The 11,142-nt window shown below is 44.8% G+C and carries 8 protein-coding genes; 4 read left to right on the top strand and 4 right to left on the bottom strand.

Features of this window, described 5'->3' with window-relative positions:
* Positions 1-447: 447 nt before the first annotated feature.
* Positions 448-1,866 carry a helix-turn-helix domain-containing protein gene (locus NLZ44_RS13240; RefSeq protein WP_493750077.1) on the top strand — a complete coding sequence of 473 codons (1,419 nt, stop codon included), beginning with the start codon at positions 448-450 and terminating at the stop codon, positions 1,864-1,866.
* A 186-nt stretch (positions 1,867-2,052) separates the two neighbouring features.
* Here NLZ44_RS13240 and NLZ44_RS13245 read toward each other — a convergent pair whose 3' ends face one another.
* Positions 2,053-3,963: a prolyl oligopeptidase family serine peptidase gene (locus NLZ44_RS13245; RefSeq protein WP_493750078.1), complete on the bottom strand. Its 1,911-nt coding sequence runs from the start codon at positions 3,961-3,963 to the stop codon at positions 2,053-2,055.
* Between the two features lie 141 nt (positions 3,964-4,104).
* Positions 4,105-4,422 carry a hypothetical protein gene (locus tag NLZ44_RS13250; RefSeq protein WP_493750079.1) on the bottom strand — a complete coding sequence of 106 codons (318 nt, stop codon included), beginning with the start codon at positions 4,420-4,422 and terminating at the stop codon, positions 4,105-4,107.
* A gap of 305 nt (positions 4,423-4,727) precedes the next feature.
* On the opposite strand from NLZ44_RS13250, the gene gor reads away from it, so the two are divergent.
* The 3 genes from gor to NLZ44_RS13265 all read left to right on the top strand — a co-directional run bounded on the left by gor (position 4,728) and on the right by NLZ44_RS13265 (position 8,988).
* The gene (gene gor, locus NLZ44_RS13255) at positions 4,728-6,071 is read left to right on the top strand and encodes a glutathione-disulfide reductase (protein ID WP_493750080.1); all 1,344 of its coding nucleotides are present in this window, start codon (positions 4,728-4,730) and stop codon (positions 6,069-6,071) included.
* Positions 6,072-6,216: 145 nt separating this feature from the next.
* Entirely contained in the window at positions 6,217-7,578 is a 1,362-nt protein-coding gene (locus NLZ44_RS13260) for a CHAT domain-containing protein (RefSeq protein ID WP_493750081.1), read from the top strand.
* 75 nt (positions 7,579-7,653) lie between these two features.
* Positions 7,654-8,988: a GH39 family glycosyl hydrolase gene (locus NLZ44_RS13265; RefSeq protein ID WP_493750082.1), complete on the top strand. Its 1,335-nt coding sequence runs from the start codon at positions 7,654-7,656 to the stop codon at positions 8,986-8,988.
* Between the two features lie 31 nt (positions 8,989-9,019).
* Here the strand turns inward: NLZ44_RS13265 and NLZ44_RS13270 are convergent, their stop codons facing one another.
* Positions 9,020-9,652 carry a pentapeptide repeat-containing protein gene (locus tag NLZ44_RS13270; protein ID WP_493750083.1) on the bottom strand — a complete coding sequence of 211 codons (633 nt, stop codon included), beginning with the start codon at positions 9,650-9,652 and terminating at the stop codon, positions 9,020-9,022.
* A 6-nt stretch (positions 9,653-9,658) separates the two neighbouring features.
* Positions 9,659-11,080 carry an HD domain-containing phosphohydrolase gene (locus NLZ44_RS13275; protein ID WP_493750084.1) on the bottom strand — a complete coding sequence of 474 codons (1,422 nt, stop codon included), beginning with the start codon at positions 11,078-11,080 and terminating at the stop codon, positions 9,659-9,661.
* Positions 11,081-11,142 lie beyond the last annotated feature (62 nt).

Genomic DNA, 11,142 nt, shown 5'->3' on the forward strand with positions numbered 1-11,142 from the left:
CTAGTGGGATAAGGTGGTCTAAAGTAGTATTAAGTTGTCAAAAGTTGTCAAAAGTGGTATAAAATTCCCAGAGATAAGAGACCATTACTAGACATTTTCCGAATATATAACATATATAGCGCTTCTCATCTCTATGAAATACAGCCCTCACCCCAAACCCCTCTCCCAGAAAGGGAGAGGGGCTTTGAAAAGTACCTCATCAGTCCGGGAACTGCTATATATAGGACAGCCTCAAGGATTCTATGCCGTCTGTTACCTGTCCCTGGTCTCTCCCTCAACTCAGATAGTTGTTTTCGGTCACAGGTTGGGAGTTATCAGATCACAGATATATAGGCTGTTTTTCTCTGTGATCCGGTGTTATTCATTACGAGTCCCTTGTCCCCTGATCACCGATCGCTACTGGCGAAGATGAGACAATTTGAATAAGTAATAACACCTATTAGTATTATGGAAGTTCAACAAATTATCGAATGGGCTGACGGTCTAGTGTTGATCCAAACTGGAAAACACCTAGATGACCTGGAAGCGGCCATTTTGCAGGGGACTTACCAAAATCAAAAATACTCGGAAATTGCCGCGGGCTACAACTGTAGCGAACCCCATGTCAAAAAGGTGGCTTATCTGCTATGGAAAACCCTTTCCCAAGCGTCGGGAGAGGAAATCAATAAATCTAATTTGCGATCGACTTGTCAGAGGCTACAACTTCCGGCTTTGTCCAATAGCGAAGAATTTGTTACCATTGATACAGTCACTCAAACAAATTCCCCACCTCCCCAGGGTGAAACTATGGCTAAACCATATAACACTGAGTCCTTCAGGCGTATCGATCGCACTGATATACCTAATGGGGATTATTTTTGCGATCGCCAAGAAGAAGTGGCTACTCTCAAAAATTGGATACTACAAGATCGCAGTCATTTAGTCTCGATTTTGGGCCTTAGTGGTATAGGTAAAACCGCAGTCGCCCTGCATCTTTTACCACAAATTCAAGACCATTTTGATTGTGTGATTTGGCGGAGTTTACGCACCCTACCTTCCCTATCTTCAATCTTAACTTATTTAACCCAATTTTTGCCTCCCCCCAACCCGGATATCCGACCCCTGACCATCAGTTACGCTTCCACAGTCGCAGAAGCTAAAAACCCATCCCACCAATTAGCAGAACAATTATCATTAGTCATGGAATCTTTCCGACAACATCGCTGCTTGCTCATTTTAGACGATGTGCAGGCGATTTTAAATCCTCATAACCTGGTGGGAGGCTATAAACCGGGTTACGAAAGTTATCGATTATTCTTTAAAACGATTGGCGAACTATCCCATAACAGTTGTTTGATTATGAATAGTTCAATTTTGCCTCAAGAATTAATCGAGTTAACTAATAATAATCATCGGGTTAAATGCTTGACATTAGCAGGCTTGGGGTCAGATTCAGCCCATAATATTTTGACTTCTGCCAGTTTGTTAGACGCTGATAATTGGCAAGAATTGATAGATATATATGGTGGTAATCCCGGCTTTTTGAAAATTGTATCCCGGACAATAAAAGAGTTTTTTGGTGGTAGTGTGAAGCAATATCTAGCCAATAACTCTATCTTGGTATTGCCAGAAATCAAGCATATATTAGATTATTTTTGGCAGCAATTATCGGATTTGGAAAAACAGGTAATGGGGCGGTTATCGGCATCAGATTCCGGTGTGTCTATGGCGGATTTGCTAGAGAATACTAACCATAATAGTTCGGATTTATTGTTGGCGGTTCAATCTTTACAAAAGCGGTTTTTAGTGGATAATATCCAACGGGAACAGCAAACATTATTTACGCTGATTCCGGTAATTCGAGAGTATACCAGACAATGTAGCTAATTGGGAAATAGATGGCGATAGATATCGGTTTAACCTCCCCTAATTCTGGTTAGGAATTAAGGAAGATTATATTTTGGTTAATGTCCCAGTTTTTATGGGGAAAATAGTTGATAATTCCCAACTCTCAATAATCAAGAATCAAGCATCAATTAATTTCCCCGGTAATCATTCCCCTGGGAGTAGCTATTAGTTACCAATCCCAAATACACGGATATAGAATTGAAACTCATCCTCTAAGGCTTTCTTAATATTATCAGCTTTACGGAAGCCATGTTGTTCATCAGCAAAGGTGACATATTCGACGGTTAAGCCTTTAGCTTGGAGGACTTGCACCATTTTCTCAGCTTGGTTAGGGGGGACGACTTTATCCTGGAGTCCTTGGAAAAATATAATGGGACAGTTGAGGCGATCGCTATGATGAATAGGCGACCTGGCTATATACAAATCCCGACCTTCTGGGTAAGGTGCAATCAAGCCATCAAGATAGCGAGACTCAAATTTATGGGTATCGGTAGCTAAAGCCTCCAAATCACTAACGCCATAGTAACTAGCGCCAGCTTTAAACACATCATGAAAAGTCAAGGCGCACAGAGTAGTATAACCCCCAGCACTACCGCCAGCGATCGCCATGCGATCGCCATCAACCAACCCTTGCGCCGCCAGAAACTTAGCACCATTAACACAGTCAGCGACATCAACAATTCCCCAGTTACCCTGAAGACGTTGGCGATATTCCCGACCATAGCCGGTACTACCACCATAGTTAACATCCAATACGGCAAAACCGCGACTGGTCCAATACTGAATTTTCAAATTGAGACTGCTAGAAGTCGCCGCCGTGGGTCCGCCGTGGCTTTTGACTAGGAGAGGTGGTTTTTCGGTCTCAGGAGCCACATAGTCTTTATTTTGGGGTGGATAAAAGAAGCCGTAGGCGCTTTGGCCATTTTCGGTAGGAAACTCAATAGGTTCTGGGACCGATAAATAACCAGGGTCTAGGTCTATTTCGGTGGAAGATCGCACGACATTCATTTCTCCAGCATTGAGATCCAATTGCACCAAGGCGGTCGGTTCAGTAGCGGAAGATGCCAACATCAAAATACTATTGTTGTGAACTTTGACGGAGGAAATATAGGTATAGGAAACATCAAAGGAACGTAATTGTTGAGTTTCTGGGTCTAAAGTAGCTAAGGACCAAATACCATTTTGAGTATAGGCACAACAAAGCCGCCGTTGGGAGATGAAACCGAATGTAGACATCCCAAAGACCCATTGAGGTAGTCCAAATTCCGCCGGGAGGGGAAATAATGGCTCAATTTTCTGATCACGAACCCGGTAGAGGTTCCACCAGTTAGCGCGATCGCTTACAAAATAAAGACTTCCATCAGGAGACCATTGAGGCTGAAAAATTGACTCTTGGACTCCCCCTGCCACCCGTTGTTGTTGGTCTAAAGTCCCATTTTCGGTAACTTCAGCCACCCATAATTCTGTACCATCCCAAGGCATATTAGGATGATACCAGCAAATCCAACAGAGACGCGAGCCGTCTTGACTGAGGTTAGGGGAGGCGTAAAAATCCGCCCCAGTGGCTAATATATGGATATCTTCAGGGTTGTTAAGGTTAAGGCTAATGAGGGTATTAACCGGTTCTCCTGGCTGGCTGTGGTCTTCCCGCACACAAATCAAACGTCCCCGGCGGGTATCTATGAGCAAATCAGCATAGCGGAAATTTCCTTCTGGGGTGATAGGTTCGGGTACAATTTCGGTGGGTTGAGCAACTGAGGCGATCGCCTGACGGTAAATGCGTCCATCAGCAAAATTAGAAAAATATACCGTCCCCTCACTGACGGTATAAGATCCTCCCCCATACTCATGTACACGGGTACGAGCATTAAAAGCGGCCGGAGTGCAATCAATGCGATCGCCTTTGGGGGTTAGGCGCACAATCACATTGCGTCCCCCTTCGGAGGGTCGTCCCTCAATCCAGTATATATCATCTCCATCCCAGGCAGGACTTGCCAACCCGACTGCCCCTTTAATAATTAAGTCGGTAGTGATGGCCGATTGCCAGGAGCCATAGGGCGCGACGCTTAAACTCATAGTTTCTATCTCTATAACTCCAGTGGATTCCTATACAGGGAAATTCTACCTAAAATATCAGTAAAATACCTCTATTATCCACTGGGCTGCCAGAGATAGGGCAACTTCTACCCTGGTCGTCCTGACAATCAACAACCCACTTCAATCTTTGACCAAGGTGGGAGAACACTGCATAAAAGCTGCTTGAAAATCTCGATTTGCCATAATTTCCTGTTGAGTTGTCAGATTACCTAGCGCCAATAATTTGTCATCTGGTAGTTTACTTAAACGATCTAAGGTACAATTACAAAAGGCTTCTCCTCTTTGGGGGGAAATCTTCTCAGCAGCCATTCCGGCTCGGCATCCTTGCAGATAACTGGTCTGAAATTCCTGGCGCTGTTGTGGTGTCAGGGCTTGCGCCGGAAACATGGCAGTTATGGTGCCGCCAATTAGTGGGAAAACCACCAGAAATTTAGACACAGTTTTGGGGTGACAAATTCTCATAATATTGTAACTTGCTAACCAATTATTACTTCCCAATCATACGACTAATTCAACTGCGATCAGCAAAATTTTCTCAAAATATGATGACCGCCATTATACGTCAATAGTTATAAATTATCAATTAGATGGTGATAGCTTTTTAATCATGAGGACTGGTCAGGCGGGCAATAAGTTCCACAAATTTTGAGCCAGGTACTGATTGGGGTAAAATATATTGGAAGTCATTGGGCGATCCAAGTCATCTTAGAAAATTGATGTTTTAGACAAGAGGCTATTATTGTATGGCATACGATTATGATTTGTTTGTGATTGGTGCAGGTTCAGGGGGGTTGGCTTCATCGAAACGGGCGGCTTCCTATGGGGCGAAAGTAGCGATCGCTGAAAATTCCCTAGTTGGGGGAACCTGTGTGATCAGGGGTTGTGTCCCCAAAAAACTGATGGTCTATGCTTCCCAGTTTTCCCACCTATACAAGGACGCGGTAGGCTATGGCTGGAGTGAGGTAGAGAGTAGCTTTGATTGGCAAAAACTCACCCAAGCGGTTGATACGGAAGTTAAACGGTTAAGCCAACTCCATATCAGCTTTTTGGAAAAAGCCGGAGTGGAACTTATTGATGGATACGCTAAATTTATTGATGCCCATACACTAGAAGTAGGCGATCGCAAAATTACCGCCGATAAAATTCTGGTGGCAGTGGGAGCGAAAGCGGTGCGCCCAGAGATTCCCGGCATTGAACATAGTATCATTTCTGATGATATGTTTTTGCTGCCGGAACAACCAAAACGGTTCGCGGTTTGGGGTGGTGGCTATATTGCGGTAGAATTTGCGGGTATCCTCAATGGTTTAGGTTCCCAAGTCACAGAAATTATCCGGCGTGACCTGATCCTGCGGGGATTTGATCAAGACCTGCGGAGCCATATTCAAGAGGGTATGACCAAGCATGGGGTGAATTTCCGCACTAATACCACCATTGAAAAAATCGAAAAAGTGGAGGAAGGTCTGAAACTCACCCTAACAGGTGATGATACAGAACCGTTGATTGTAGATGCTCTGTTGTGTGCGACAGGTCGCCAGCCTAAACTGGATGGATTAAACCTGGAAAATGCGGGGGTAGAAACGATTAAAGGGGCGATCGCTGTAACTCAAGACAGCCGCACGACTCAATCTAATATTTTTGCGGTGGGAGACTGCACAGACCGCGTGAACCTGACCCCAGTAGCGATCGCCGAAGGTCGGGCTTTTGCAGATACGGAATTTGGTCATTTACCGCGCTCCATCAGCCATGATAACATCGCTACAGCGGTATTCTCCCAACCGGAGGCGGCGACAGTAGGCATGACAGAAGCCCAAGCCCAAGAAAAATTCGGTGATGGGATTAAATGCTATCGGGCTGTGTTCCGACCCATGTTCCACAGTCTGACGGGGGCTGATGAAAAGGTATTAATGAAGTTAATCGTGGAAACTAATACCGATCGCGTTTTGGGGGCTCACATGGTGGGTAAAGACTCAGCCGAACTGATCCAAGGAGTTGCGATCGCTGTTAATATGGGAGCTACCAAAAAAGATTTCGACAACACAATGGGTATTCATCCCAGCAGCGGTGAAGAATTCGTCACCATGCGTTAATTGCTGATTCCTGATTGATAGCTAGGAGGGTAGGTAGGGGCGGGTTGATTAAAATTGTCGTCGGGAACCTTAACTAATTGCGGAACCCGCCCCCACACATTGATCACCCTCCTTTTCCGCTGTACCTATATCTTGGCATCCAAATATGAAACGGAATTATATAACCCGCCAGATTAAACTCTGGAAGCCTCTAACTCCTTGGCTTTCCCTCGCGATAGCGATCGCCTTGTCAGTGATTGGGGTTTCCATCATCTTCACCCCCATTAATACCAATGCCACATCCCTGAGTCAATCCATTTTAGGCATGGATCAGCGTTTTCAAGAAATATTTGAGGATCATTTTAGTCGAGACTTACCCGCCACCAGCGACCCCCCAGAAATGATGGCAGAAACCCTGTCCTTGCTTGCCGAAAAAACAGGAACCAAACCCGCAGTTTTATGGGTGAGTCCCCGCATTGACCATTTACACCTAGTCCTAATTAATCCCGGAGGAGAACCCATAGTTGAGGATCTCTATGAAGTTCCCCAAGAATTACTGAATCAAACCGCTCGCCAGTTCCGCCAAAATATTACCCGTCTGCGTCCTCCCTTACAACTAGCAGCCGCCCAACGGTTATATGAATGGATTATCAAGCCATTAGAGGCAGAATTAGAAGCGGATGATATTGATACCCTGCTTTTTTGTGCAGGAGAAGGACTCCGAGGGATCCCTTTCGGTGCTTTATACGACGGCGAACAGTTTTTAGTCGAAAAATATAGTTTGTCTCATATTCCCGCCTTTAATCTGATTGACAGAGACTATAAGCCTATTCAAGCTGATCGGATTTTAGCCATGGGAGCCTCAGAATTCCAAGAACTGGAACCTCTCCCGGCTGTACCTGTGGAATTATCGGCTATCACTTATAAAATTCCCAACCTGTTAATTCCCCAATCGGGTAACCAGGGGCAATTTTTCCTGAATCAGGATTTTACCACGGAAAATCTACTCGCCAAACTAGCTAATCAAGATTTTGATATTATCCATTGGGCTACCCATGCAGAGTTCAATCCGGGAAATCCAGATAACTCCTATATTCAGTTTTGGGATCGTCAACTTACGCTCACCGAGTTATCCCAAATTCCCTGGAATTCACCACCTGAATTATTAGTTCTCAGTGCTTGTCAGACTGCTTTGGGGAATGAAGAAGCGGAGTTAGGATTTGCGGGTTTAGCACTACAGGCGGGAGTAAAATCGGCTGTGGCTAGTCTTTGGAACATTAGCGATTTGGGGACTTTAGCCCTAATGTCGGAGTTTTATCTGCAACTAGCCAAAAACCCCACGAAAGCAGAAGCACTCCGACAGGCTCAAATTAATCTGTTGCGTGGTGATGTTTCCTTCGATGGCGATCGCTTATTATTATCCGAGGGTGTGGTTCCCTTACCGGAAGGCTTAAACGATTTAGGCGGTTCTGGTCTCCGTCACCCATTTTATTGGGCTGGTTTTACTATGATTAGCAGTCCCTGGTAAGCAGTTCACAACAGGCGATAATTAATAATTAATAATTAATAATTAATAATTGCATCAATCCATCAATATTAATCAATGATTAAACAATTAACTACTTTGCGCCGAATTGGGCGAATTAAATGGCTTTCCGTGTTATTGGCAATAGCAGGAGGATTGCTATTTGTTGGGGTGAGCATAATTCCGGCGATCGCTCAAACTCAAGGGGATTTGACCATTGATTTTGCAGCCACTCAACCAGGCGTTCAATCTATGAGTGGTTTTCTGTATGGAGTTGAACAAGAGGAACCGCCAGACCATCTAATTGAACCGCTGCAACCCAGACTGTGGCGGACATCTCGCCTAAACCTTTATCGGCGCTTAACTGGATTTGGGGCAACATTTCAGTTGTTACTCAGTGATACTTGGGGATATGGAAGACCACGGGGGTGGCCCTATGATGACTATACTCGCTGGGAAAACCATGTTCGGAATTTGGCTAGAGAACATAAGGGAAAAAAGATGCTCTGGGATATCTGGAATGAACCCGATTTGCGCGATCCGTTTTGGCATGGAACCAGACAACAGTTTTTTGAAACCTACAAAAGGGCTTATCGGGTTTTACGGGAAGAGTTAGGCTCTGATGTGATTATTGGTGGGCCGAGTATTACTAAGTATGATAAGGGTTTTTTGAGGGCTTTTTTAAACTATTGCCGAGACAATAATCTTGAGGTTAACTCATTATCTTGGCATGAACTGAATGATCAAACTATTAATGCGATCGCACCCCATATCCGAGATGCTAACCAGAGTTTTCGACAGAACCCAGCTTATCGCAGTCTGAGAATTCAGCGATTGGATGTTAACGAAATCATTGGACCGACTGCCCAATATCGACCGGCCGAAAATTTAGCCTATTTGTATTATACAGAACAGGGGGGCGCTTCTGCCGCCGCCAAAGCCTGTTGGGAGCCGAAAGGGGGGGGTCCAAATAACTGTTTTAACAAAAGTCTTGATGGTTTGGTGCAGCCGGGACCTTTTGCACCTAGGGCGGTTTGGTGGGTTTATAAAGCCTATTCTGATGGCTTTAGCACTAGGGTGAGGACTCAGGGAAATAACCCCAGAGTGATTGGTTTGGCGAGTCAGTCTAATGGTCAAAATCAAGCCCAAGTCTTATTTGGTTATTTTGAGCAAGGTCCTTCCGCCCGTCAAGCTACTGTTACGCTGACTCTCAGAAATCTTCAGCAGCTTGGTTTGGGACAGCCTGGACAGCCTTTAAATTTGACTATCTCCCGAATTCCAGACAGTGGGGAAGCGGTGGTTAAGGATTTAGCGATCGTCAAACGGCAGCAAATTACGGTCACTAATCAAATAGTCCGATTGACTGTTCCCAATATTCGCATCCATGAGGCTTATATTTTGACTATCGGCTAGGTAGCGCACCTTGAGTGATATCTTGGTGAGGTTAAAGGCGATCGCCTTGGCGAATTGACTCCAAGGGAGTACCATCTAAACAAGCCTCATCAAGACAAGCGCCGCCCCATTGTGTATTTTCGACAATGGCACAAAGTAGGTTAGCCCCTCGCAAATTCGCCCCTCGCAAGACTGCGCCACTCAGGTTAGCCTCTTCCAAATCAGCTTGGGAAAAGTCCACTCCCGAAAGGTTAGCATTTCTCAGGTCGCAGCCCTGCAAAATCGCCCGAGACAGACTCACCCCGCGCAAATCAGCCGATTGGAGACTAACACCACTTAAATCCAGATTACCAAATACCGCCCCCGTGAGAAAAGCCCCTGCAAAGGTAGCCTCTCGTGGGTCTGTATCTAATAAGATAGCACCCCGCAGGTCAGCATTGCGAAAATCTGCCTGTATGAGGTTAGCCCCCGTAAGATTAGCCCCTCGGAGGTTAGCCCTAACGATCGCCCTAGCCAAATTCGCCCCGGACAAATTCGCCCCCATTAGCTTGGCTTGGGAAAGGTCCGCGTCAGCCAGATCAGCCCCGGACAGGTCAAGACCGGATAAATCAGCATTAACTAGGTCTTTGATTCTACCATTTCTAATGTCTTGGATATTTAGGGATGCAGATTGATGATTAATCATAGGTTATTAATGTGTAATTTTGGGTGATTCTGGATGTTCAGAATAGGCGGGATTAGTGATTTCTTCTAGCCAGATATTCGGGAGTTGGGTCGGCTGAGTTGGTAACTTCATTAAACCCACTTCCGTTAACCTAATTACTGTGGCTAAGGAGTTCACCACAGCCGGATCAAATCTAGTGCCGCTGTATTTTTCACATTCATTTAGGGCATCTTTTAAGGTCAAAGCTGGGCGGTTTCCTCTGGGCTGAGTTAGTTCTTGAAAATAGCTAACTAGCCCTAAGATTCTGGCTTTGATGTTGATTTGTTTTCCTTTTTGACCATCAGGAACTCCGCTACCATCCCAATTTTCTAAGTGGTGGTTAACCACTTTTTGCACTACTGTTAATTCTGGCATAGATTCCAATAGTCTACCACTAATAGATGCGCGATCGCGCCAAAATTTTTGGGTGGCTTCATCCATTTCGGAGGGAGTTTTTAAAAACACTTCTGGGGGTGCAGATACCAGACCAATACGATGCAATAAACCTGCTAATTTCAGCCGTCGCAGCTTAACGGTTGGTAGGTCTAAAATTTGACCTATGGTTTCGCATAATGCCGCGACTTGTAGGGAAGCACAAGGGTTAAAGGGGTCGCGTTCATCTACTTGTTGCGCCATGCGTAATAAGGCTTGCAGTTTGTTGGCGCTTAAATTCCGGCTAACTCGTTTGGCTTGTCCTTCCAATTGCCAGAGTTGTCTATTTTGGCGATTAACGGAGATTAATTCTTGTTGTGATGATTGTAAATATGTAACAATCCGAGAAACTACGGTGCTGAGGTCGGGAAATGTGGGGTTAGGGGTAGCAGTAATATTTTGATAAGATTCCCAGAGGCGATCGCCTAATTCCGGGTTATAGTTACGGAAGCGATTAATTAATATTTCGGTAGTTTGGTCTACTAGGGCTTTATCAAAAGTCCAGAGTCCATAAAATTTGCGTTCGGTGTCAATGGTAGGTTTCGCATTAGCCAAATATTCAGATTCTGATAATTCATGACAAAGAACCATCGCCCTATATCCAGGTGCTATAATTAACAGGTTCCACTCCTCTACTAGGCTATCAGATGGTTCCAGATTAATCAAGGAAACATTATCTAATTGACCTGTGGGATGTTCCGCAAAACCGCTATCAGGTACAGCGCTAATGACAACATGGCGGGAAAGTTGGGCGATTTGCAAATAGCGATCGGCTTCCTGGAGATACCATTTTCCTTGTTGAAAAGTCACTAAAACCAGGGGTTTTTCTCCGGTAGCTTCACCTGTTTGTAGAAGATGGTCTTCTAAAGCGTGACAGAGTGCGACCAGGGTATTTTTAAAGTAAACGCCAAAACTAGAGGGGAGTTTACCATCAGGTAAAGAGGCTTTAAGTAAGTTTAGTGTCGATTCAGGATTCATATTATTTATAGGATTCTTAACAGGGGACAGAGCAAGGTAAGCGGGAAATTAATTAATAATGA

The organism is Arthrospira sp. PCC 9901 (genome assembly GCF_059013425.1).